Origin of the sequence: Stenotrophomonas acidaminiphila, from assembly GCF_014109845.1 — a bacterium.
Taxonomy (GTDB): domain Bacteria; phylum Pseudomonadota; class Gammaproteobacteria; order Xanthomonadales; family Xanthomonadaceae; genus Stenotrophomonas; species Stenotrophomonas acidaminiphila.
The window spans coordinates 288,856-312,914 of the sequence record NZ_CP043567.1 but is presented as its reverse complement, the minus strand read 5'-3'; the positions used below and the strand labels follow the sequence as shown (position 1 = coordinate 312,914).

Genomic DNA, 24,059 nt, shown 5'->3' with positions numbered 1-24,059 from the left:
CCGGAGACGACGATGGAAGGCGCCATGAACATCGGCCAGGCGGCGAAGGCCACCGGCATCTCGGCCAAGATGATCCGCTACTACGAGGACAACGGGCTGATCGGCCCGGTGGCGCGCACCGGCTCGGGCTACCGCGTCTATGGCCCCCGCGACATCCACACGCTGGGCTTCATCAAGCGCTCGCGCGACATGGGCTTCAGCGTCGAGCGCATCGCCGGACTGCTGCAGCTGTGGCGCGACCGTTCGCGCCATAGCGCCGACGTCAAGCGCCTGGCGCTGGAGCACGTGGAAGTGCTGCAGCAGCGCATCGCCGAACTGCAGGAGATGGTCGCCACCGTCCGCACCCTGGCCGACTGCTGCGCCGGCGACGAGCGCCCGGACTGCCCGATCCTGAGCGATATCGCCACCGGCGCGCCCTTGCACCCCGCGCCGCTGACAGACACTCCGCCGGCAAGGCGCGGCGCATTGCGCGCGTGCCAGAAAACGCCTGAATAAAGGCCAAAAAACGCCGGACTGGCGGGACGGCGACTTCAGCGATCGTTGAGCTGGATAACGGAAAAATTACATCCGGACGCAGGTGGCAGAACGTGCCGCCGCGCCACCAGACAGTAATTCCTGAAGGTGTACCCCCCCATGAAGACGTCCCTGATTGCCCTGGCCCTGGCGGCCGCCCTCCCGTTCGCCGCTTCCGCTGCCGACACCCTTTCCTACAACTATGTCGAAGGCGACTACGTCAAGACCGACATCTCCGGTCCCGATGCCGACGGCTGGGCGCTGAAGGGCTCCTGGGCCTTCCATCCGAATTTCCACGTGTTCGGCGATTTCACCCAGCAGGAAATCGACCACAGCAACGCCAGGTTCGACCAGTGGCGCATCGGCGCCGGCTACAACCGCGCCATCGCGCCGGGCACCGACCTGGTCGCACGCGTGGCCTACCAGAAGTTCGATCCGCACCACAGCCGCCTGGACCTGGACGGTTACAACGCCGAAGTGGGCCTGCGCAACGCGTTCGGCGAGCACGTCGAGGTGTATGCCTTCGCCGGCTACCAGGACTACACCCGCACCCACGGCGTCAACCCGGACGGTGCCTTCTATGGTCGCCTCGGCGGCCAGGTGAAGTTGAACCGCAACTGGGGCATCAACGGCGACCTGAAGATGGACCGCCACGGCGACAAGGAGTGGTCGGTCGGCCCGCGTTTCAGCTGGTAACCCACCTGGCAGACGCGGAACAGCACAAAGCCCGGCATTGCCGGGCTTTGTGCCGTGTGCCCGCGCTGCGCACGGGCGTGTCGCGGTTTCAGGCCGCGCGCACGCGTGCGGTCAGGCCCTTGAGGAAATTGCGCAGCAACTGGTCGCCACAGGCGCGGTAGTTCTTGTGGTCCGGCTGCCGGAACAGCGCCGACAGTTCCGGCTTGGACAGTGGAAAGCCGGCCGCGGCGAAGATCTCGTGCATGTCCACGTCCTTGAGCTGGAAGGCGACGCGCAGCTTCTTCAGCACCAGGTTGTTGGTGATGCGCGCTTCCGGCGCGCGCTGCGGCTGCGAGTCGTCGCGGCCGCGGAAGTGGTAGATCAGCCCGTCGAGGAAACGCGACAGCGCCGCATCCGGGCAGGCCTCGAACAGCGGCTCGTCGTCGCGGCGCAGGAAATCGTGCACCTGCGCCGGGTCCACGTCGAACGCCGGGTCGGCCAGGTGGATCAGGTCCACCACGTGCTTGTCGCCCAGGTCGAGCATGTAGCGGATGCTGCGCAGTACGTCGTTGTTGATCATCACCACTCCGGAACGGCCGTGGCGCGACTGCCCGGCAAGGTGCACAGTGTAACGCTGGCGCCAGCGGCGGCCGGTACACTGGGGGGCGATTCCCCTGGCCGCGCCCTCATGCCTGTTCCCGCTTCCGCCGCTCCTTCCGCCGACGCCCCGCGGCCGCTGGCCACCCGCCGCGCGCCGCGCGCGGGCACGGCGCGTGGCGCCGGCGTCGACCGGGCCTGGCCGGCGGGCGCCTGAGCGCATGGGACTGCGCGCGATCCTGCACCTGTGCCTGCATGCGGCGGTGCCCGCCCTGCTGGCGTGGATGTTCTGGCGGCCCCGGTTCGGCCGCGCCTGGTTGCTGCTGTTGCTGGGCTGGGTGATCGACCTGGACCACCTGCTGGCCGATCCGATCTACGCGCCGGACCGCTGCAGCATCGGCTTCCATCCGCTGCACACCGCCCCGGCGGCCGCCGTCTACGCGGGATTGCTGCTGCCGCGCCGCACGCGGCTGTTCGGCATCGGCCTGCTGCTGCACCTGGCGCTGGACGCCATCGACTGCGTCTGGATGCGCTGCGGCGGTTGATGCCGGCGCTGCCGGTGGCCGTGGTGGCCCGGGCTTACCAGCCGTACCAGGGGCCCGGGCCGTAGCCGAACGGACCGACGCCCTTGCCCTGGCTGACGTGGATGTTCACGTCCACCCGGCGGGTCTTGCCCTCGTCGGTCGTGTAGTTCTTGCCGAGGTTGATGTCGGCCGCGCTCCAGTGGCTGTTGCCGAACGCCTTGGAATAGCCGATGCCGGTGCTGAGCGTACCGTGCACCTGCAGCTTGTCGTCGGTGACGGTCGCCGTGCCCGCATCACGGCGCGGCAGCGGGCCGCTGTGGTCGCCGTAATAGGTTCCCGGGGCATCGGCCTGGTAGGACGGGTCGTTGAGGTAGCGCAGCGGCGCCTGCGGCACGCTCAGGTCCAGCGAACCCGGCGTGGTGCCCGCGGTCTGCGCCGCGGCCAGGGGCGATGCCAGCAGGCAGGCAAGGATCATGAGGGACCGGTTCATCGCGCTGGCGCTCCTGGCTGGGGCCGTCATCGTGGCAGGTGGGACACGCCGACGCTACCGCGGCGGCGGTGAACCGGGGCTGTCATGGCGGTGGCGGTTCACCCCGGGCGGGTGAATCCGAACAACGCGGCCAGCCGGTGCCGGCGCCGCTCGATGGCCGCGCGCAGCAGGCCGGCGCCGATCATCGAATAGGTGATGCCATTGCCGCCATAGGCCATGGCGAACAGCACGCGGGGGCCCCACTGCGGGTGCGCGCCGAAGAACGGCAGGCCGTCCCGGGTCTCGGCGAAGGTCCCGGCCCAGGCGAAGGCAGGAGTCACGGGCAGCTGCGGGAACAGCCGCTGCACCTTGGCCGCGAGCCGGCGCGCCTTGCGCTCGACGCGCGCGTCGCGGCGCGCCGGTATGTCGATGGCATCGTCCTCGCCGCCGACCAGCAGCCGCAGGTCGGCGGTACTGCGCAGGTACAGGTAGGGCCGGGCCGACTCCCACAGCATGGTCCTGCGCAGTGGGCCGAGCATCGCGGCCGGCAGCGGATCGGTGACGAACGCATAGCTGCTGCGGTTGCGCGCCACGCGCTGGTCGAGCCAGTGCGCATTGGCGTAGCCGGCAGCCAGCACCACGTGGCCGCAGCGCACCTGCATGCCGTCGGCGGTGGTCGCCAGCACCCCCCGCGACGTCGGCCGCAGGCCGGTGATGGTGGTGCGGTCGAACACCTGCGCGCCGCGCCGCTGCAGTCGCGCCAGCAGCCGGTGCGCCATGCGGTAGGGGTCGATGCTGGCGGCCAGGTCGCTGAGGATCGCCGCCGGCGCCTGGAACCCGTAGCCATCGCCGATCTCGCCCGGCTCGAGCCAGTACACGCCGAAGCCGTGCTTCCTGCGCAGTTCGTACTCGGCGCGCAGGGCGCCGCGGTGGCGGGTGCGGCTGGCGTAGTAGAGGCTGTCGCCGCGGCGGAAGTCGACGCCGCGCAGTCCCGCGGACAGCGCCTGCAGCTGGCCGATGGCGTCGGCGCAGGCGCGATAGGCCAGTACCGCGGCGTCCTCGCCGTAGCGCGTGGCCAGGTCGACCATGTGGGTGTCGATCTCGTACTGCAGCAGCGCGGTGCTGGCGGCACTGGAGCCCCAGCCGATGTCGCGCTGCTCGACCACCGCCACATCGTGCCCGTGCCGCGCCAGTTCGTCGGCGATCAACGCACCGGTGATGCCGCCGCCGACCACCAGCACGTCGCAGCGCAACGCCCGCGCCAGCGGCGGATAGGCGTGCATCAGGCCGTTCCTGATCGCCCAGAAGGGATAGCCGCTCTTCAGGTCCATGTGCCGGCTCCGCCGCGGTGCCGGTCAGGCAGTGGGGTGGCCGGTATGCGGCGTGTGGATCATGCGGTCCACGTCGAACCCCTGCTGGCGCGCGTAGGCGATGTAGTGCTGGCGGGTGATCTCGTCCATCCGCGGTTCGCGCGACAGCAGCCACAGGTACCTGCGGTCGGGGCTGCCGACCAGCGCCGCGGTGTAGCCGCCATCGACCAGGATCACCCAGTAGTCGCCCTTGGTGAAGGGAATCCAGCGCAGCCCTTCGGGCAGGAAGCTCACTTCCAGGCGGCTGTTGGAGGCATCCACCGGCTTGGCCTGGCCGATCGCTTCCACCAGTTCGCCGCCGCGCAGGCAGCGGTTGCGCACGCGGATGCTGCCGTCCTCCGCGAGCGTGTAGTGCGCGCTGACGTCGGTGGCGTCCTCCGGCTCGTGGCGTATCGGCAGGCGGTCGATCTCGTACCAGGTGCCGAGATAGCGCGGCAGGTCGAGGGCGGGAACGGTGGGCAGTGGCGGCTCATCCATGGCGGCTCCTGGTCGGGGTTGGCGGTGCAGCTATAGGACAGCGGCGGTGAATGCGGCGTGCGTGCCGCCCGTGGCACTCCCCCGGCCGCGCGCTTGCGCTAGGCTTGCCGTTCCGAAAACGGGAGAGGCCCATGTACGCGGTGATCCTTCTCAAGGACCTGGAGCGCTACGCGCGCGAAAGCTGGGAGCAGGTGCCGGACCTGGTCGAGTACGAGGGCGCGAGCTACTCGCTGCGCGCCGGACCGCGGCAGCCGCTGGCGACCGACCGGCAGTGGGACCCGGTGGCGGTGTATGCCCCCGATGAGTTCACCGAAGAGGAATTCCAGGACCTGTACGCGGCGCATCGCCCGCACGTCGCCGAGCTTGGCCTGAAGTACTGAGGGCCGCCCTGGCGCGGGCCGGCGCGCCGTTGGCGGAGCGTGGACGCGGGCTGTCTTATAGTCCGCACACGCGCGGTGGTCCGCGCATGCCTGCCGGTCCACCGCCTTGTCCTTCCGCTACCGTTTCCCGTTGCTGCGTGCGTTGTTGCTGGTGTTCCTGCTGGTCGGCAGCGGGGTATCGAGCGGGGTGGCCGCGGCGGTCGATACCGCCACCGGGGCGCCATCGCCGCAGGCCCGCATCACCCAGGCCGAGCGCGCGCTGCAGGCGGTACGCCGCTCGCTCGACGACGCCGATGCGCCGGAAACGCTGCGGACGCTGTCCGAGCAGGCGCTGCAGGCCAGGCGCGATGCCGATGCGGCGGTGGCTGCGCTGGCGCCGCAGCTGGAGCAGATCGACGCCCGCATCGCCCAGCTCGGGCCGCTTGACGACGGCGCCACCGAGGAACGCAGCATCAGCCGCCAGCGCGGTGCGCTGGACCAGCAGCGCAGCCAGCTCGATGCGGACATCAAGCGCGGCAAGCTGCTGGCCGAGGATGCGCGGCAGCTGAGCGATTCGATCGAGAAGACGCGCGCCCAGCAGTTCGGCGAGCAGCTCGGGCGCAAGGTCGGCTCGCCGCTGTCGCCGGCGCTGTGGCGGCAGTTCGCCGCCAGCCTGCCCGACGACCTGGCGCGGCTGCAGGGGCTTTACCGGCAGGCCGCCGGCGGCCTGAAGGCGGCGGTGGCGGCGCACGGCTGGACCGCGCCGCTGGTGGGCGCGGGACTGGCATTGCTGATGGTGTTCCCGCTGCGCTTGTGGCTGCGCCGCCTGGGCCGCCGCTACGCCGCCTCCGAGCGGGCCCCGGACGGGCGCCTGCGGCGCTCCGGGCTGGCGGTGTGGCTGCTGCTGGTCGGCACCCTGTTGCCGGGCTTCGCGGCGATGGTCGTGGTCGCCAGCCTGCGCGGCATCTCGGCGATTCCACCGCGGCTGGAATCAGTGGCCGACATCTTCGTCCTGGCCAGCTTCGTGGCCGCCTTCTACGCCGCGCTGGCGGCCAGCCTGCTGGTGCCGCACCGGCCGTCATGGCGGCTGCTGGGCATCGACGACGTCGCCGCGCTGCACCTGCGCCGGTTCGCCTGGGGCGCGGCCGGACTGACCTGGCTGTCCGCGCTGCTGCGCGAGATCAACCGCTCGGCGCGGACCTCCACGGTGAGCACGGTCACGCTCGATGGCCTGGTCGCGTTGAGCTACGTGGCGTTGATCATGGCGGCACTGGTGACGCTGGCGCGGCTGCACCGGCGCCGTGCCGCCGCGGCCGCGCAGGCCGAGCAGGAGGCGGGTGCCGCCGCCGACGGCAGGCCGCCACGCGCCACCCGCAGCGGCTGGCTGGTGCTGGCGCGGCTGGGCGGGCACCTGACCGTGCTGTCGGCGCTGGTGGCCACGCTGCTGGGCTATCTCAACTTCGCGATGTTCCTCGCCCAGCAGATGGTATGGGTCACCGTGGTGGTGATGGCGGTGGCGCTGCTGACCCGCTTCGCCGACGACCTGTCGCTGTGGCTGTTCGCGCCGGACAGCGCTTTCGGCCGTACCCTGCGGCTGTCCACCGGCGTGTCGCCGGCACGCATGGAACAGGCCGGCGTGCTGCTGTCGGCGGTGCTGCGGATCGGCGTGGTGCTGCTGGGCATCGCCGCGGTGGTGGTGTGGTTCGGCAATACCGCGGCGCTGTCGGCCTGGGCGGACACGCTGAACACCGGGCTGACGATCGGCGGGCAGACGCTGCGCCCGTCGGCGCTGCTGTGGGCGCTGCTGGTGCTGCTGCTCGGCCTGGGCCTGATGAAGGTGCTGCAGCAGTGGCTGGTGGACACCTGGCTGCCGCGGACCGGCCTGGACAGCGGCGCGCGCAATTCGATCAGCACCGTCGCCCGTTACCTGGGCATCGCGCTGGCGGTGCTGTGGTCGCTGGCCACGCTGGGCATCGGGTTCGAAAAGCTGGCGCTGCTGGCCAGCGCGCTGTCGGTGGGCATCGGCTTCGGCCTGCAGGCGATCACCCAGAACTTCGTCTCCGGCCTGATCCTGCTCGCCGAGCGCCCGGTGAAGATCGGCGACTGGGTGAAGATCGGCGACCAGGAGGGCGACATCCGCCGCATCTCGGTGCGTTCGACCGAGATCCAGGTGGGCGACAAGTCCACCCTGATCGTGCCCAATTCCGAGCTGATCACCAAGACCATCCGCAACATGACGATGGCCAACGCGCTGGGCCGCGTGCAGATCCAGTTCTCGGTGCCGCTGGGCGCCGACGTGGGACGCGTGCGGCAGTTGCTGCTCGAGCTGTTCGCGGGCCACGAGAAGGTGCTGGACGAGCCGGCGCCGTCGGTGTTCATCGATTCGATCAGTGGCGGCCTGGTGGCGCTGAACTGCTTTGCCTACGTGTCCAGTCCGCGTGCGGTGTATGGCGTGCGCTCGGACCTGCTGTTCGCATTGCTGCAGGCCACCGCCGAGCAGGGCATCGCGCTGGTGACCCCGACCGACGTACGTGTCCTGCACGCCGATCCACAGGCCGACGACCCCGTGCAGTAAACCGCTGCCGGCCCCGGCGCCACCCGCGGCGGGGCTGCGTCGGACGCGTTCGCCGCGGAGGCCGCGCCGCGGCTCAGGAACGCGGGCGGCCGCCGATCGCCGGCACCAGCGCGTAGCGCTCCACCGCCAGCGTCTCGGCGTGGCCCAGCCAGGCGCGGATCTCCAGGTCGTCTATCTGTTCCTCCAGGCCCAGCGGCAGGCTGATGCGGCCGTCGCTGTCCGGCTGCACCCATTGCTGGGCCACCACCACCTTGCGCTGCGCCGACACCGCCTCGACCCAGAACGCGCGCGCGGGGCGCTGGCTGGCGTACAGCTCCAGCACGTACCGGCCGGGGCGGGTGGGTTGCGCGGTGCGGCTGATCATGCGCGACTGGCGCACGCTCGGGCGTGGACCTTGGAACGGCTCCAGCGGGGCGTCCACGGCGATGCCGCGGCGCAGCTGCGCGTCGCGGTACAGGCGCATGCCCTGGTCGCTGTCCACCAGCAACGCGCACCAGTGGCCATCGACGGAGGCGTCCTCGAAAGCGGTGCAGCGATCCACATAGGCGAGGCGATGGCTGGGGTCGGCCTCGTCGAAGCGGCGCGAGGTGTTCTCCAGGTACACCGATTCCAGCGCCCATTGCGCGTCGTACTCCAGCAGCACCGGCGGCTTCACCTTCTGTACGCCGACCAGTACCTGGTCGTCCTCCAGGCGCAGCATGCGGGTCTGTTCGCCCAGCCACAGCGAACGCGCGAACGCGCGGTAGCGTGCGTAGTCCGCCGGATCGGCCTTCAGTGCGGCGACGCTGGCACTGGCCGCGCGCGGGGTGGCCAGCAGCGAGCGGCCGAAGCCGATCGCGTCGATGGCCGGGTCCAGCAACTGCAGCAGGGTGGCGCCCGAGTCCAGGGTGGTGCCGGCGCTGGCGGCCAGCTGGCGCGGGGCGATGTCCTTGCCGAGGAACAGCAGCAGGTTCTCGCGCTGCAGGGTTTCCAGCACGTGGCTCAGGTCGTTGGGCATGGCCAGGTGGTCGGAGGCGACCACCACCAGGGTGTCGTCGCCGAACTCGCTGGCGCGGATGCGGTCCACCAGCCGGGCGATCAGCCGGTCGGTGCATTTGAGCGCATTGAGCAGGCCGATGTCGCCGTGGGCGCTGCGGTAGCGCGTCCCCTTGCACGCGACCGGCAGGTGCCCGGCCGGATGGTGGGTATCCATGGTCAGCGCGGTGAGCATGAACGGCTGGCCGGCACGCGACAGCTCGATGAAACGGTCGAAGGCGCGTTCCAGCAGCACGTCGTCGTGGATGCCCCAGTTGGAGAAGTGCCGGGCGGCGATGCGCTGCTGCCGGAACCACGCCAGGTCGCGGATGTCGTCGTAACCGTGGCTGGCGAGGAAATCGGCCTTGGCCGCGAACTGGCCGTTGGCGCCGCCCATGTAGTGGTTGCTGTAGCCCTGTTTCCTCAGATAGTCGCCCAGGCAGAATGCTTCCGGCAGGAAGCTGCCCATGCGGCCCATGCTGTTCTCGTCGCCCTGCGCGGTGGTCAGCGGCACCCCGCACATGGATGACACCAGCCCGGCGATGGTCCAGCCGCTGCCGTCGGCCGAGGCGATGCCGCGCAGGTCCAGCGCCTGCCCGGCCAGCCGTTGCAGGTTGGGCATCAACCCGGGGAACACGGTCTGGTCCAGGTAGGTGCGCTCCAGGCTCTCGCCGTAGATCCACACGATGTTCCGCGGGCGCGCCAGCGTCCGGGTGGGCACCACGTACTCCGGTGCCACCGCGCTGTAGTCGACCGGCTTCATCTGCTGGTACATGCGCCGCGCATCGCCATACAGCGGGCTGCCGATCACGGCGACCGCCAGCAGCACGGCGAACCCCGTGGTCAGCACGCCGCCATGCCGCGGCAGGTGGAAGCGGCGCACCCGCACCAGCAGCAACGGAACCAGCGAAAGCACGACCAGCACGGTGAACGCGGCGATATACCCGGTGAAGTCGCCGACGCCAGCACCTTCCATGTCGCTGCGCAGGTGGTAGAGCGTGGCCGAGTTGATGCCGTCACCGCTGAGCCGGTCGATCAGCCACCAGGCGCTCAATGCCAACAGTGCCAGCGACAGCAGGCCCGCCTTGAGCCGCGCCAGCATGGGCGTGCACAGCAACAACACGAACAGGGCGGGCAGGTACAGCCAGAAGGTCCAATGCATGCGGTCGCTTGGGTAGTGGAAACGGAAGGCGCCTCGCTGCAGGGGAAGCGAAGGCGCGATCCACAGGCCCATGTCAGGCTCATGAAACGTGGATGACGGAAATCATGCACAGACGAACCTGACTGAAATGTTTGCAGGAAAAGGCACAGTGCACGATGGCGTGCAGCGGATACCCGCGCGAGTGCATTTCCCGCGGAGCGCACGCGCGCGCTGCTCTTCGCGCCCCGTCCTGGTGCGCTGCGTCATGCCGTCATGTCGCTACGATGCGCCGCTGTCCACCGGATACGGCCGGCTTCAGGACGATGGCGCACGTGCCGCGCGTACTGCTCAGCGGTGGCCGCGCTCTTCGCGCGCGCGGGCACGGGTGCGGCGGTCGAACAGCAACGCGCTGACGATCAGGCCCAGGCCGATCACCACGCCCACGAGGAACAGCAGCATCGCGAACGCCGGGTAGCCGAACAGCGAGAAGTGGCTGGGCACGCGCATCAGCAGCGCCGACGACAGCAGCAGCGCGGCCGTGATCAGGCCGGCGGCGATGCGGTTGGCGACCTTCTGGATGTTTTCCATCAGCCGCGATTCCTCCAGCCCGGTGACCTTCATCTGCAGCCGGTTCTCGGCCACCAGGCTGAGGATGTCGGACACCCGCCGCGGTCCGGTGCGCAGCAGTTGCTGCAGCTCCATCGCCTCGCTGGCGACGTTGGCCATCGACAGCGACTTGACCAGGCGCGCGCGCATCACGTGCTGCAGCTGGCGCTCGACCACGGCGCGCGTATCCAGCTCCGGCGCCAGCAGCCGGCACGCCCCTTCCAGGTTAAGCAGCGCCTTGCCCAGCAGGCTCAGCTCCGGCGGCGTGCGCAGGTCGCAGGCGGTGGCGATGCGCACGATCTCCAGGACCACGCGGCCCTCGGACAGGGTGTCGTTGGCGGCATAGCGGGCGATCATCTGCCCGGTCAGGCGCAGGTAGCGCTCCTCGTCGTAGTCCTCCAGGCGGGTGCTGATGCCGATGATTTCGTCGGCCACTTCCTCGCCACGCCCGTCCACCGCCGCGAACAGCACCTTGAGCAGGCGTTCGCGCAGGCGCGGCGGCACATGCGCGACCATGCCCAGGTCGAACACCGCCAGGCGCTGGTCGTCGGTCACCCGCAGGTTGCCCGGATGCGGGTCGGCATGGATCTCGCCATGCACGAAGATCTGGTCCAGGTAGCCGCGCACCAGCGCCGCGGCCAGCGGCTGCATCGACTGCTCGGTGCGGCGTACCGGCGGGATCGCGTCCACGCGCACGCCGTGCACCAGTTCCATGGTCAGCACCCGTCGCCGGCACAGGTCCCACAGCGGCTGCGGCACCCACAGCTCCGGATACGGCGCCAGGTGCTGGCCGAAGCGCGCCAGGTTGGCCGCTTCGGCCTCGTAGTCCAGCTCCATGCGCAGGGTGGTGGCGAACTCGTCCAGCCAGTCGGCGAAGCGCACCCGGCGGCCGACCCGGGTCAGGTGGTCGGCGGCGCTGGCGAAGCTGCGCAGCACCGCGATGTCCGAGCGCAGCTGCGCGGCGACATCGGGCTTCTGCACCTTGATCGCCACTTCGCGGCCATCGTGCAGTACCGCGCGGTGGACCTGGGCGATGGAGGCGCAGCCCAGCGGCTCCGGGTCGAACACGGCGAACAGCTTGCCGACCGGCGCCTCGAGCTCCTCCTCGATCACCGCGCGGATCTGTTCCACCGGGATGGGCGCCACCTGCTCCTGCATCCGCTCCAGCGCGGCCACGTACTCCAGCGGGATCATGTCCGGGCGCGTGGACAGCACCTGGCCGAGTTTGACGAAGGTCGTCCCCAGCGCCTCCAGGTCGGCGACGAACTGCGCCGGGTCGGCGTCCTCGGGCAGCGGGATGCCACGCGGCGGCTCGCCGTCCAGCTGCAGCCCGGAGAACACTTCGGAATTGCGATAGCGCAGCAGCAGCCGCAGGATCTGCTGGCGCCGGCTCATGCTGCCGACCGTGGCGGGCGTGGCCGGGTCGTGTTTCGCTGCGGTCAAGGCGTTCTCCCGTGCGGCATGGCCGGGCAGTGTTACTGGCCGCAGGTGGTCGGCGGGTGAACGCGACCGACCATGTCGCCTGGGCCCGGGATGCGTGACAATCGGCCCCTTCCCACTTTCCACGGTGCCCCATGGCTGGAGCCGGCCTGTTCGCCCTGCTCGACGATATCGCGACCCTGCTCGACGACGTTTCCATCCTCACCAAGGTCGCGGCCAAGAAGACCGCCGGCGTGCTTGGCGACGACCTGGCGCTCAATGCGCAGCAGGTCACCGGGGTCAGTGCCGCGCGCGAACTTCCGGTGGTCTGGGCGGTGGCCAAGGGCTCGCTGCTCAACAAGGCGATCCTGGTGCCGGCGGCGCTGGCGATCAGCGCATGGCTGCCGTGGGCGATCACGCCGCTGATGATGCTCGGTGGTGCCTTCCTCTGTTACGAGGGCGTGGAAAAGCTGGCGCACAAGTTCCTGCACGGCAAGGAAGACGCGCAACGCCACACCGAGCGCATCCAGGCGCTGGCCGATGCCGAGGTGGACATGGTCGCCTGGGAAAAGGACAAGGTGCGCGGCGCGATCCGCACCGATTTCATCCTCTCGGCCGAGATCATCGTGCTGTCGCTGGGCGTGGTGGCGCACGTGCCGTTCCTGCAGCGGGTGCTGGTGCTGGCGGCCATCGCCCTGGCGATGACGGTGTTCGTCTACGGACTGGTCGCAGGCATCGTCAAGCTCGACGACATCGGCCTGTGGCTGCTGCGTCGCGGCCGTGCCGCCGCCGCGCTGGGCCGCGGCATCCTGCGCGCCATGCCGTGGCTGATGCGCGGCCTGTCGATCGCCGGCACCGCGGCGATGTTCCTGGTGGGCGGCGGCATCCTCGTGCACGCGATACCGGCACTGCACCACTTGGTGGTGGGCTGGATTCCGTCACCGTCCTGGGAGATCGCGGCCAACGCGCTGGGCAGCGTGGTGGTCGGCATCCTGGTCGGCGCGCTGGTGTTGGCGGCGGTGAGCGGAGTGCAACGCCTGCGGAGCGGCAAGTCGGCGCATTGAGCCTCACATATCCCGCCAGATGAGGATGCCGCAGGGCGCCGTCTCGATGGCGCTTCTCAGGTGCGTGACGTCGTGCTTGCCTCAAGCATCTGCAACACCATCCTGCGCGTGGCCGAGCGGGCGTGGCGGAATGCATGCAGCAGGCGCCGTTCGACGGGATCGTCGACCAGCTCGGCGTCGGCGGCGGGCGTCCAGTCCTCGCGCAGTGAGGGCTCGCCGCGGCCCGTTGCCAGCCATTCGTACGAGACGTCCGTTGCCAGCGCGATGGCGATCAGGCGCGTACTGCTGGGCGAAATCCCGCTGACGGCCTCCCAGTTCCCGACCGCGCTGCGGCTGACATGCAGTACCGAGGCCAGTTGGCCCTGCGTCATTTCCTTCCGCCGTCGTGCCATGCGGATTCGTATGCCGAGGCTTCCCGCCATTCGGTTTTCTCCCCCTTCCAGCAACGTGGCCATTATAGGCACGGTGGGGAAATGGCCTGCGCATCGCGGTCGATGCCTGATTGCGCCATTGCATGATGGAAGATCAGAAGTGCATGTCAGCAACAATGACGCAATTGGTCATTAATGCTGGCAGCGTTCGCGTGATCGCTTTCGTGCCGGGCGGATGGGGCGGCGGTGTCATTGAATATGGCGCGCATCAGGGCTTGCCGTAGCGCGGCGGATGGAAAAAGGTGATTCCCCGCCGATGACGATGCATGGGGATGCAATGTCGCAACCGTTGTTCCGCGATGAAGTGCTCAAGGCCCGCCGCACCCGCTGGCTGGGCGGCATTTCGTTGGCGCAACCGCTGCGGCTGTGGGTACTGACCGGGCTGGCAGTAGTGGCCGCGTCCGCCATCGTGCTGTTCATCACCTTGGGGACTTATACCCGCCGTTCCACCGTCACGGGTCAACTGGTGCCAACGCAGGGGTTGGCGACAGTAGTGGCGCCTGCCAGTGGCGTCGTAACGCGTATGGAAGTTCCGGAGGGAGGGCAGGTCGCCGCCGGCGGCATGCTGGCCTTGGTCACCGTACCGCGTGCCACCCAAGGCAGCGGCGACACGCAGGCGGCCCTGGAACAACGTCTGCAGCAACGGCAGGACGGTCTGCTCGCTACACAACAGGCCCAGCATGCACAGTTGCAGGCGCAGGCGCAGGGCATCGCCAGTCAACTGGCGAATGCGCAGCGCGAACTGGCGCAGGTGGAGGCAGAAGTAGTCACCCGCCAGCAGCAGATCCGTATCGCCAGCGAAACCCTCGATCGCCTGCGCCGGCTCGAGGGCGGGCAGTACGTCAGCGTGCTGCAGATCAAACAGCAGGAAGCGCTGGTGCTGGACTACACCGGCCAGATGCAGACTCTGCAGCGGCAAGCGATCGGCACCCGCCGGCTGATGGCGCAACTGCAGCAGGCACAGCGCGAACTGCCCGGCCAGCATCAGGCCAGCGACGCCGGCTACCAGCGCGATCTGGCCCAGCTGGAACAGGAACGGGTGCAGACGCAAGCCAGTGGTGCGCTGCTGGTGAAGGCGCCGGTAACCGGTGTGGTCGCCACGCAGATCGTCAAGCCGGGGCAGGCGGTACAGGCCGGACAACCGTTGCTGAGCCTGCTGCCCGGTGACGGAAAGCTGGAAGCCGAACTGCTGGTGCCCAGCCGTGCCATCGGCTTCATCGCCCCCGGCGATACCGTGCTGCTGCGCTACCAGGCGTTTCCGTACCAGAAATTCGGCCACCAGGAGGGGCGGGTGGCGCGCATCAGCCGCAGCGCATTGAGCAGTGGCGAGTTGGGGGCATTGATCGGCAATGCCCAGCAGGGCGAACCGTATTACCGCATTACCGTGGCGCTGGCACAGCAGGCCATCACCGCCTACGGTAAGCCCGAGCCACTCAAGCCCGGCATGCTGCTGGATGCTGATGTGATGGGAGAGAAGCGTCGCCTGATCGAATGGATCTTTGAACCTCTATATTCGCTGGCTGGCAGGCTCGGTAATGGCTGAAAGTCCGTATCCATCTATCGAGTCACGAGAAGGTGCGAGATGTGCGCCAGAAGTCTTCCGCCCGCATGGTGGCGTTTGGAGGTGGCTGGCCCCTGATTTCAGCTGAGGGGAGATGCCGCCTAAGGCCTTGTACTCGCTGACGGGCCTGGGCTTAAGGTTTGCCAGACTGTCTGGCCCTGTTGCGCAGGGGTGCTGCGCTTGTTGAAGGAGAGAGAAGATGAGGGATTTGTCTACTTTCGAGCTGGAAGCGGTGGCCGGAGGCTTTGAGCAACCCGGCCAGCGGGGGGCAGCGTTTGTTGACGAAGCGACGCAACGGGAACTGGAGCAGGCATATTTCAATGCGCGGAATGCCGGGCTTAGTCACTCCGAAGCTATCAATGCTTGCGTAGATCTTGATTCTGCTGCGGGAGTTGGAGGCATGAAGAGGAATCCGTATTCCTTGGCACAGGTAGAGGCGATCTGCGGGAACGCAGTGAATAAATATACCGAGTGGGCCTACATGACCCAGAAGGCGATGTGCGAGGACGTCGAGGGTGGTAAGTGGGATGGGAGTAAAAACACTTGTTTGCCCTGATTGACTGAATATGAGGGGGTCGCCTTGTTGGCGGCTCCTTTTGGAGGGTTGCATGGATTTTCTTGCCCTGATTCTGATTGGTGCGCTGGGCTCGAGTGGTGATGCTGTATCTAGGCGAGCTGAGGGTGCGGGAGAGAGTGCATTTTTTTTGAAATGTATGTCGCGAAATGAAGAGTGCGCCTATACGGTTGTGAAGGTCCTGTCGCCACATGCATATGAGCGTGTGGATAGAGCTCTTCTTAAGATTGATGGCGGGGTGGTGCGGGATGTCGGCGAGGTGTTTTGGGATAATATATATGAATGTGATGCGGTCGGTAATCAGGAGGTTTTAGCTGAGCTGATCGGAGATCATAAGGAGCGTGTGCATGTACAGATGCAGCAAGGGGCGGGGTACTGTCGGGCATATGTGACGAAAGATGCTCTTAAGGGTAAAGGCGGGAGGTACGTCTCCATAAGAAACTGGGTGGTGCGTTACGAGACGCCAACTGGCGCGGTTACCGGGAATATTCCTGTTGTGCCGGGGGTGCGATCGAGAATTGCAATTATTGGGGATGGTGAAACTGTCATCAATCTGGATGGGGTCTCTGTGAAAGCAGGGGGGAGAGGAAGGGTTGTTGATGGAGGGGCTCTGTTCGAAGTTGATCCCGCGGATCAAGACGTACGTGGGACCGTTTTCTACTCGAGCTTAGCGAGCTGGGCAGATTTGGCGGCGAAGTATCGTGAGCGGGAGGATAATCTTGCTGAGGGGCGCCGTTCTCTCTCGGTGATGGCAGAGGGTGGGCATGATCTGGTTGAGAGTATTGTGAGGAAAGTGGCGAATAATCTCTCATACAGATATTCAAGTGTTAATAGTGGTCCATATCCAAGAAGAGTTGTGGGTGATATATATGAATCGGGATTCGCTGATTGCAAGGATTACGCGTTGGTTATGAGGGCTGAGCTTGCCAGGGTGGGAATCAAAGGGGTTTCTGTAATTACGGGGCTTGGCGCATATGCGCCACCTACTTTTATTGCTCCGGATTATTCATGGGCGGATCACGTGGTGACGTGGATACCTTCTCTCGACATTTTTGTTGACATGACGGCTGGTCCTGGCAGAGAGGTTGTCGATGCGCAGTCCACTGCTTATGGAAGAATCGGGTTTTCTGTGGAAGATGGAAGTGTTCTGTTGATAGATTAATAAAGTTCGGCGGAGATAGGATGCTTTTTCAGTCTGAATCTGCGGAGTGTGGCTTGGCCTGTATTGGTATGGTGCTGAATCACTATGGCCGGCATATCGATATGGCTGCATTGCGTGCTCAAAATGGTCTTTCGCTGAAAGGAGTGACTCTCCGTCAATTGATAGAGGTTGCGCGGTGCCATGGGCTCGTGTCGCGCCCGCTGCGATTGGAGTTGAAGGAGCTGAAGCAGCTTCAGCTGCCTTGCATACTTCATTGGCAATTGAATCACTTCGTAGTTATGATTCGCATTAATGGCAATATTCTTACGATCAAGGATCCTGCGGTAGGTCTGTGCAGGATTTCCCTAGAAGAGGTCTCGCGCAAATTCACTGGTGTGGCACTGGAGTTGTCTCCTGGAGTGGATTTCAGGCAAGAGAGGGCGAAGCCTTCAGTTTCATTCAGGCAGTTGGCAGGCTCCATTGGCGGGCTGAAGCGTTCGCTGTTGCAGATTCTCCTGTTGTCCTTGGCTTTGCAGGTATTTTCACTGGTGTCGCCGTTGCTCACGCAGGGCATCATGGATCATGTGTTGGTGAGGGCAGATACGGACCTGTTGACGGTTCTCATCATTGCGTTCGTCATGTTTCTTGTTTTGCAAACCTCTGTCAGTTTGATGCGTACGTGGGCGGGCATCCACCTTTCGATGCAGCTGGGGTTGCAATGGAATGGCAATGTGCTGGCGCATCTGTTGCGCCTGCCTGTGGATTTCTTCCAAAAACGTCATTTGGGCGACATCACTTCAAGGATGGGGTCGGTAGGCGCTATCCAGAATATGATAACCAGCAGCGCGGTGAGCGTGGTGCTCGATGGCTTGATGGCCATCACTACTTTGCTGGTAATGATGAAATACAGCCCGCAGTTGATGCTAGTCAGCGTCGCGGCGTTGTTGCTTTATTTTGGCGTGCGTCTGGCGACTTATCGAATGTTCCGTCAGGCGAATGAGGAGCAGATGGTGCTATCCGCCAGACAGCAGACGCACCTGCTGGAATCGTTACGCGGGGCGACCAGCATCAAGCTGATGGGGCATGAATCCCAGCGCCACGGCGAATGGATGAACCATGCGGTTGCCACGCAGAACCAGTCCGTCCGCATCGCCAAGATGAACATGATCTATGGGACGGTGAATGGGCTGATCTTCGGTGTCGAGAACATTGTCGTGCTGGCGATGGGTGCGCATTTGGTGCTGGGTAACGCCTTCTCCATCGGCATGTTAGTGGCTTACCTGTCTTACAAAGGGCAATTCAGTGGCCGGATCACCGGCCTGATTGATACTTTCGTCGGCTTCAAATTGCTGCGCCTGCACGGCGAGCGCCTGGCCGACATCGTGCTGACGCCGCCGGAGGACGACCAGGCGCTGCCGGAAGCGCTGCCGCCGCAGGACGTGCGCATCGAGGTGCGCAACCTGTCCTTCCGCTATGCCGAGGGCGAGCCCTGGGTGCTGCGCGATTGCAGTTTCAGCATCGCGCCGGGCGAGTCGGTGGCGATCATCGGTGTGTCCGGGTGCGGCAAGACCACGCTGGTCAAGCTGCTGCTGGGCCTGCTCAAGCCCAGCGAGGGCAGCATCCACGTCGGCGGCCACGACCTGCACAAGCTCGGCGCGCGCAACGTGCGCGCCATCGTCGGCGCGGTGATGCAGGACGATCAGCTGTTCGCCGGCAGCATTGCCGACAACATCGGCTTCTTCGACCCAGAGTTCGATCTTGAGCGTGTCGAGCAGGCGGCGCGGCTTGCGGCGGTGCACGAGGATATCGCGGCGATGCCGATGGGCTACCACGGCCTGATCGGCGACATGGGCAGCTCGCTTTCCGGTGGGCAGAAGCAGCGCATCATCCTGGCGCGCGCGCTGTACCGGCAGCCGAAACTTTTGTTCCTGGATGAGGCGACCAGCCATCTGGATGTGGGCAACGAACAGCTGGTCAACACGGCGATCCGGCGCCTGCAGGTTACCCGCGTGATCGTCGCGCATCGCCCGGAAACCATCGCCAGCGCCGATCGCGTGCTGGTGATGGAGCAGGGCCGGATCGTGCAGGAACTGCGCCCGCAGACCGCATGCGATGCGCCGGCCGGGGAAGTCGAGCATGCGATGTAGGCTTGTCCGATGCATGCCTGCTGGAATTGAACGGCGTCGTGACTGTATGCGGGATGGTGATAAGGATGGGTGGATTGCGCCGGACATGACCGTTTCAGGCGGACGCGCGGATGACGTGGCGAAGCGATGCTGTCAGCTCTGACAGTTGCATGCACGCGCGCGTTGCGGATCAAATCGTTGTTTTGCGGTACATGCGTGCCGTGCATTGAGTGCCGGCGGAGTGCATGCCGGCGTGTTTCATTGATCATCAGACAAGGGGAAATGATGCTGAAACTGTCTTCCTGCGCCCTGGGCGTGGCACTTTCGTTTGCGTTGATGCCGGCGGTCTACGCCAAGGGTGAGTCGGCGACGCTGCCGCGGGCAGTGACGGCCGGGCCGTGCATCGAGGGCATCTGCGAATACCGCCTGCCCAATGGCCTGCGGGTGCTGCTGTTCCCCGATGCCAGCAAGCCCACCGTCACCGTCAACCTGGTCTACGGCGTCGGTTCGATGCAGGAGAACTACGGCGAGACCGGCATGGCGCACCTGCTGGAGCATCTGCTGTTCAAGGGTACGCCGAAGCATCCGGACATCCCCGGCGAGATGCAGAAGCGTGGCGTGAACAAGAACGCCACCACGTCGCTGGACCGCACCAATTACTTTGCTTCGTTCCCGGCCAATGACGACACGCTGGACTGGCTGCTGGCGATGGAAGCCGACCGCATGCTCAATTCCAGGGTGGCCAAGGCCGACCTGGACAGCGAGATGACCGTCGTCCGCAACGAGATGGAAGCCGGCGACAACAGTCCCGCCGGCGTGCTGATGAAGCGCATGCGCTCGGTCGCCTACGACTGGCACAACTATGCCAACCTGCCCATCGGCGCGCGCTCGGACGTGGAGAACGTGCCGATCGGCAACCTGCAGGCGTTCTATCGCACCTGGTACCAGCCGGACAATGCGCTGTTGATCGTGGCCGGCCGCATCGACGCCGATACCACGCTGGCGCGTGTCGCCACGCATTTCGGGCCATTGAAGAAGCCGGCGCGGACGTTGCCGGCGTTCCATACCGCCGAACCGACCCAGGACGGCGAGCGCGAGGTGACGGTGCGCCGCAGCGGCGATCTGTCGCTGGTAGCCACCACCTACCACGTGCCGGCGCTGGCGCAGGCCGACAGCGCGGCGCTGGCCGTGCTGGGCAACGTGTTGGGGCACACGCCCAGCGGGCGCCTGCACAAGGCACTGGTGGAGACCAAGTTGGCGGCCGGTGCCGGTGCCGGCAGCATGAGCATGCGCGATCCGGGCTTGTTCAATGTGATCGCGGTGCTGCCCAGGGACGGTGACGCCGCCAAGGCCGAAGCCGAGCTGCTGCGGCAGGCCGAAGCGATCGCCGCCCGCCCGGTGACCGCAGACGAGGTGGAGGCGGCCAAGCAGCGCATCGGCAACGACCAGGAGAACCTGTTCAACAACGTCAACGCGGTGGCGATGGCACTGTCGGAGTACCAGGCAGCCGGCGACTGGCGCCTGTTGTTCGTGCAGCGTGATGCCATTGCCAAGGTCACGGCTGCGGACGTCAACCGGGTGGCGGCGACGTACCTGAAGCCGAGTAACCGCACGCTTGGCCGGTTCGTGCCCACCGACGCGCCGGACCGCGCGGAGATTCCCGCCGCGCCGGCGATCGCCAGCGTGGTCGACGGCTACACCGGCCGGGCGGCGGTGGCGGCGGGCGAGGCCTTCGAGGCGACGCCGCAGAACATCGCCGCGCGCACGCAGACGTTCACCCTGGGCGATGGCCTGAAGGTGTCGCTGCTGCCGCGCCGGACGCGCGGGCAGACGGTCACCGTCAACGCCCGTTTCGAGTTCGGCAGCGAGCAGGCCGTCAGCGGTCGCGATACCGCCGCGCAGTGGGTGGGGTCGATGCTGCTGCGCGGTGCCGCCGGGCAGAGCTACGAGCAGCTGGTTGCCCGCTTCGACGCGCTCAAGACCGAGGCCTCCATCGGCGGCAGCCTGCAGGGTGCGCAGATCCGCCTCAGCGGCAAGCGCGAAACCCTGGCCGAGGCGCTGGCGCTGGCCGCGCAGGTACTGCGCCAGCCGGACTTCCCGCAGGCGCAGTTCGAACAGCTGCGACTGCAGGCGATCACGGGTATCGAAGCGCAGCGCAAGGAGCCGGGCATGCTGGCATCGATGGCGATGGCGACGTACTTCGATCCGTGGCCCGCGGGGCATCCATTGCATGCGGATTCACTGGACGAGTCGCTGGCCAAGCTCAATGCGCTCAAGCTCGAGGACCTGCGTGCCTGGCACCGTGATTTCTATGGCACCGCCAGCGGCCAGATCAGCGTGGTGGGCGACTTCGATCCGGAGGCGGTGAAGACGCAGCTGCAGGCGTTGTTCGCTGGCTGGAAGTCGCCGGCACCCTATGCGCCCATCGCCACCCGCTACCAGCCGCGCGCGGCGCACCGGGAGAGCTTCAGCACTCCCGACAAGCCCAACGCGGTACTGCTGGCGCGGCAGAACCTGTCGCTCAACGTGACCGATGCCGACGCACCGGCGCTGAGCATCGCTGTGGACATCCTGGGCGGCGATCCGCTCAAGTCGCGCCTGGCCGACCGCATCCGCCAGCGCGAAGGACTGAGCTACGGCGTGAGCGCCGGGCTGCGTGCGGACGACAGCCGCAGCGGCCGCGACGACAATGGCAGCCTCACGGTGCAGGCCATCGCCGCGCCGGAGAACATGGGCAAGGTGGAGCGTGCCCTGCGCGAGGAGCTGGCGCGATTGGTGGCCGACGGCGTCACCGAGCAGGAACTGCGCGACGCCGTCGCCGCGCGCATGGTCCAGCGCGAGCAGTCGCGTGCCAGCGATGGTGCGGTGGCCGGGCTGCTGCAGGAGCTGCTCGACTACGATCGCTCCATGGCGTTCGTGATCGAGCGCGACGCGGCCTACCGGTCGCTGACCGTCGACCGGGTCAATGCCGCGATCCGCACGCACCTCAAGCCCGAAAGCCTGAGCGTGTTCGTGGCCGGCGACTTCAAGTAAGTGGAATGCCGGGGCGGCCCTGGTGGCCGCCCCGGTCGCATGGAGGGGGAGGCCGGCATGGCCGCGGTCGGTGCCGGTGGCGGGGTCAGTCGGCGTTGCCGACCCGGTCGCGGCCGGCCTGCTTGGCCGCGTAGAGTGCGCGGTCTGCGCGCTGCAGCAGGGTCTCGGCGGATTCGTCCGGGCGCCATTGCGCGATGCCGGCGCTGAAACGCACGTGCACGCGCTGGCCGTCGTGCAGGAACGGCCGATGGGCCAGCGCTTCCTGCAGCCGGCGCAACTGCGCGTCGGCCTGTTCCTGGGCCATGCCGGGCAGGACCAGCACGAACTCGTCGCCGCCCAGGCGTGCGACCTGGCCATGGCTGCCCAGTCGCGTCTGCGCGGTGGTTACCAGGTGGCGCAGCGCGTGGTCGCCGCCGGCGTGGCCATAGTCGGCGTTGGTCCGGCCGAAATGATCCAGGTCCAGCAGGGCGATGCTGAGCAGCGGCTGCGCGCCGCCCATCGCATCGGCGAGCAGTTCCTGCAGGCCGCGCCGGTTCAGGGCCCCGGTCAGCGGATCGGTACGCAACTGGCTGCCGGCTTCCTCCAGCTCGCGCTCGAGTTGCTGCACGCGTTGTTCGGCCGCCAGCGCCTCGGCGCGGGCGCTGGCCAGGCGGTCTCGCGCGCGCAGCGCCTGCGCCTGCACGCGCGCGGTGTCCTGCAGCACGTTCTGCAGCAACTGGCCGAGGTCGGCCAGGCTGCGCGCCTGGCGTACCGCGACCGCGTAGCTGGCGATGCGGTCGTGGTAGTCGCCGGTCTCCGAGGCCATGCCCTCGACCTGCTCGACGAAATCGACCATCAGCTCCTTCATCGCCTCCTTGGACTCCTCGATGCCCTGCCGCAGCACGCCCTGGCGGTAGATCACCTCACGCAGGTCGTTGCGGGTGCGTTCCAGCGAGGTGCGATCCAGCGGCCCGGCCAGCATCTGCCGCACGTTGCCGATCTGGCCGTGCAGCCAGCTGCCGCCATCGACCAGTTCGGCGATGTTCTGCAGCAGCAGGTCGAACAGGTTGAGCAGCAGGTCGTGCTGCTCGTGGAGCACGTCGTTGCGCACCCCGACCTGGTGGCAGAGTTCGCGCAGGTGCTGCTCCACCGGCTCCAGCGATTGCCCGGATTGCCAGCCGCGCAGTTCGTCGCCCATGCGCCGGGCCTGGGCTTCCAGCTCCGGTGCCTGTTGCAGCAGGCTGGACAGCACCGCGCCGAGGGTGTTGCGCAGCATGTCGCGCAGCCGCTCGGCCTCGCTGTTGCCGGGCTGCGCCGGCCCCAGTTCGATGGTGCGGATGTACTTGTCGATCAGCTGGCGCAGCAGGCGGCCATAGCGTTCCCACTCCTGGCGGTCGTAGGCGCTGTGCAGCAGCCGGCCGAGGTCGCCGAGTTCGCCGGGCAGGGTGGACATGCCCTGGGCGAAGGCATGCAGCAGCGCCTCCGGGGCATGGGCATGGCCGAATACCCGCTGCAGCGGCGCGGTGCCGTGGCCGTGCGCGGCGGCTTTCGGCGCGGGCGCGGCCGGCGCGGGTGCCGGGGTCTCGGCCATGGCCTGGCGGCGTGACAGGATGCGTCCCAGTCCGGCAGGCTTGGAGGGCGGGATGTCGTTGCTGTCGGCCATTGCGAGGCGTTTCCGGACGGGCTGTGCGGGCGGGCCGCGGGCAGGGGATCGATGTCCCCCATTATCGGCGAGGCGGATGCCGGCTTGAACAGCCGGGCGAAGGAGGAGCGGGATGCGTGTACTGCTGGCTGGCGCCACCGGGCTGGTGGGGTCACAGGTGCTGATGCGGTTGCTGGCCGATGCGCGCTGCACGGCCGTCGTCGCGCCGGCGCGGCGGCCATTGCCGCTGCGGCATCCGCGCCTGTTCGGCCCGCTGCTGGATTTCGAGTCGCTGCCGCTGGAGGCGCCCTGGTGGCAGGTGGATGCGGCGATCTGCGCGCTGGGCTCGACCCTGAAGCAGGCCGGCTCGCGGCAGGCGTTCGCGCGCATCGACCGCGGCTACCCGCTGGCCATCGCCCGCGCGGTGAAAGCGCACGGCTGCGCGGTCTTCGCACTGAATTCGGCGATGGGCGCCAACCCGCGTTCGCCGTTCTTCTACAACCGGGTCAAGGGCGGACTGGAGCAGGATCTACGCGCGCTGGAGTTCGCGTCGCTGGCGCTGGTGCGACCGGGGCTGATCGGTGGCGAGCGCAACGAGCCACGCCCCGGCGAGCAGGCGGCCGCGCGGGTGCTGGGTGCGCTGGCACCGGTGTTGCCGCGCGCGTGGCGCATCAATCCGGCCGGGCGGATCGCCGCCGCGCTGGTCGAAGCGGCGCTGGCGCCGCGGCCGGGTGTGCAGGTGATCGGGTCGGCGCAGCTGGCGTAGCCG

At 67.3% G+C, this 24,059-nt stretch carries 20 protein-coding genes and 1 pseudogene; 13 read left to right on the top strand and 8 right to left on the bottom strand.

The window, feature by feature from the left end:
- Positions 1-24: 24 nt before the first annotated feature.
- Entirely contained in the window at positions 25-495 is a 471-nt protein-coding gene (gene cueR, locus F0P95_RS01680) for a Cu(I)-responsive transcriptional regulator (RefSeq protein ID WP_182335446.1), read from the top strand.
- A gap of 138 nt (positions 496-633) precedes the next feature.
- Complete coding sequence (locus F0P95_RS01675; RefSeq protein WP_182335445.1) at positions 634-1,209, top strand: OmpO family porin; 576 nt, start codon at positions 634-636, stop codon at positions 1,207-1,209.
- An 88-nt stretch (positions 1,210-1,297) separates the two neighbouring features.
- Here the strand turns inward: F0P95_RS01675 and F0P95_RS01670 are convergent, their stop codons facing one another.
- Complete coding sequence (locus tag F0P95_RS01670; RefSeq protein WP_054667913.1) at positions 1,298-1,768, bottom strand: YehS family protein; 471 nt, start codon at positions 1,766-1,768, stop codon at positions 1,298-1,300.
- A gap of 238 nt (positions 1,769-2,006) precedes the next feature.
- On the opposite strand from F0P95_RS01670, the gene F0P95_RS01665 reads away from it, so the two are divergent.
- On the top strand, positions 2,007-2,330 hold the full coding sequence (locus tag F0P95_RS01665) for a DUF6122 family protein (protein ID WP_054667911.1): 324 nt from the start codon (positions 2,007-2,009) through the stop codon (positions 2,328-2,330).
- 34 nt (positions 2,331-2,364) lie between these two features.
- On the opposite strand, the gene F0P95_RS01660 is transcribed toward F0P95_RS01665, so the two are convergent.
- The 3 genes from F0P95_RS01660 to F0P95_RS01650 all read right to left on the bottom strand — a co-directional run bounded on the left by F0P95_RS01660 (position 2,365) and on the right by F0P95_RS01650 (position 4,625).
- Positions 2,365-2,799: a hypothetical protein gene (locus F0P95_RS01660; protein WP_182335444.1), complete on the bottom strand. Its 435-nt coding sequence runs from the start codon at positions 2,797-2,799 to the stop codon at positions 2,365-2,367.
- A gap of 98 nt (positions 2,800-2,897) precedes the next feature.
- Positions 2,898-4,109 carry an NAD(P)/FAD-dependent oxidoreductase gene (locus F0P95_RS01655; RefSeq protein WP_182335443.1) on the bottom strand — a complete coding sequence of 404 codons (1,212 nt, stop codon included), beginning with the start codon at positions 4,107-4,109 and terminating at the stop codon, positions 2,898-2,900.
- Between the two features lie 24 nt (positions 4,110-4,133).
- A complete protein-coding gene (locus F0P95_RS01650; protein ID WP_182335442.1) occupies positions 4,134-4,625 on the bottom strand; it encodes a lipocalin family protein in 492 nt (163 codons plus the stop codon).
- Positions 4,626-4,756: 131 nt separating this feature from the next.
- On the opposite strand from F0P95_RS01650, the gene F0P95_RS01645 reads away from it, so the two are divergent.
- Together F0P95_RS01645 and F0P95_RS01640 are read left to right on the top strand one after the other, a co-directional pair.
- The gene (locus F0P95_RS01645; RefSeq protein ID WP_182335441.1) at positions 4,757-5,005 is read left to right on the top strand and encodes a hypothetical protein; all 249 of its coding nucleotides are present in this window, start codon (positions 4,757-4,759) and stop codon (positions 5,003-5,005) included.
- A gap of 106 nt (positions 5,006-5,111) precedes the next feature.
- Positions 5,112-7,559 (top strand): DUF3772 domain-containing protein, encoded by a 2,448-nt coding sequence (locus F0P95_RS01640; RefSeq protein WP_232528731.1) that lies wholly within the window; start codon positions 5,112-5,114, stop codon positions 7,557-7,559.
- 73 nt (positions 7,560-7,632) lie between these two features.
- Here the strand turns inward: F0P95_RS01640 and F0P95_RS01635 are convergent, their stop codons facing one another.
- Positions 7,633-9,735, bottom strand: a complete 2,103-nt coding sequence (locus F0P95_RS01635) for a phosphoglycerol transferase I (RefSeq protein WP_182336667.1) — start codon at positions 9,733-9,735, stop codon at positions 7,633-7,635.
- Between the two features lie 327 nt (positions 9,736-10,062).
- Positions 10,063-11,959 (bottom strand): annotated as a pseudogene (locus tag F0P95_RS01630) (ABC1 kinase family protein).
- Between F0P95_RS01630 and F0P95_RS01625 the strand changes: the two are divergent.
- Positions 11,895-12,803, top strand: a complete 909-nt coding sequence (locus F0P95_RS01625; protein ID WP_182335440.1) for a DUF808 domain-containing protein — start codon at positions 11,895-11,897, stop codon at positions 12,801-12,803. The pseudogene F0P95_RS01630 and the gene F0P95_RS01625 sit on opposite strands and share 65 nt — an antisense overlap.
- A gap of 56 nt (positions 12,804-12,859) precedes the next feature.
- On the opposite strand, the gene F0P95_RS01620 is transcribed toward F0P95_RS01625, so the two are convergent.
- Positions 12,860-13,258 (bottom strand): helix-turn-helix transcriptional regulator, encoded by a 399-nt coding sequence (locus tag F0P95_RS01620; protein ID WP_232528730.1) that lies wholly within the window; start codon positions 13,256-13,258, stop codon positions 12,860-12,862.
- 59 nt (positions 13,259-13,317) lie between these two features.
- On the opposite strand from F0P95_RS01620, the gene F0P95_RS01615 reads away from it, so the two are divergent.
- The 6 genes from F0P95_RS01615 (at position 13,318) to F0P95_RS01590 (ending at position 21,669) form a co-directional block, all read left to right on the top strand.
- Complete coding sequence (locus F0P95_RS01615) at positions 13,318-13,458, top strand: hypothetical protein (RefSeq protein ID WP_182335439.1); 141 nt, start codon at positions 13,318-13,320, stop codon at positions 13,456-13,458.
- A 53-nt stretch (positions 13,459-13,511) separates the two neighbouring features.
- A complete protein-coding gene (locus F0P95_RS01610; protein WP_182335438.1) occupies positions 13,512-14,777 on the top strand; it encodes an HlyD family secretion protein in 1,266 nt (421 codons plus the stop codon).
- Between the two features lie 217 nt (positions 14,778-14,994).
- Entirely contained in the window at positions 14,995-15,351 is a 357-nt protein-coding gene (locus F0P95_RS01605) for a hypothetical protein (protein WP_182335437.1), read from the top strand.
- Between the two features lie 52 nt (positions 15,352-15,403).
- Positions 15,404-16,531, top strand: a complete 1,128-nt coding sequence (locus tag F0P95_RS01600) for a hypothetical protein (protein ID WP_182335436.1) — start codon at positions 15,404-15,406, stop codon at positions 16,529-16,531.
- 20 nt (positions 16,532-16,551) lie between these two features.
- Positions 16,552-18,657 (top strand): peptidase domain-containing ABC transporter, encoded by a 2,106-nt coding sequence (locus F0P95_RS01595; RefSeq protein WP_182335435.1) that lies wholly within the window; start codon positions 16,552-16,554, stop codon positions 18,655-18,657.
- A 294-nt stretch (positions 18,658-18,951) separates the two neighbouring features.
- Positions 18,952-21,669, top strand: a complete 2,718-nt coding sequence (locus F0P95_RS01590; RefSeq protein WP_232528728.1) for a M16 family metallopeptidase — start codon at positions 18,952-18,954, stop codon at positions 21,667-21,669.
- A gap of 85 nt (positions 21,670-21,754) precedes the next feature.
- Here F0P95_RS01590 and F0P95_RS01585 read toward each other — a convergent pair whose 3' ends face one another.
- Positions 21,755-23,311 (bottom strand): GGDEF domain-containing protein, encoded by a 1,557-nt coding sequence (locus F0P95_RS01585; protein WP_182335433.1) that lies wholly within the window; start codon positions 23,309-23,311, stop codon positions 21,755-21,757.
- A gap of 112 nt (positions 23,312-23,423) precedes the next feature.
- On the opposite strand from F0P95_RS01585, the gene F0P95_RS01580 reads away from it, so the two are divergent.
- A complete protein-coding gene (locus F0P95_RS01580) occupies positions 23,424-24,056 on the top strand; it encodes a Rossmann-fold NAD(P)-binding domain-containing protein (protein ID WP_182335432.1) in 633 nt (210 codons plus the stop codon).
- Positions 24,057-24,059: the final 3 nt, after the last annotated feature.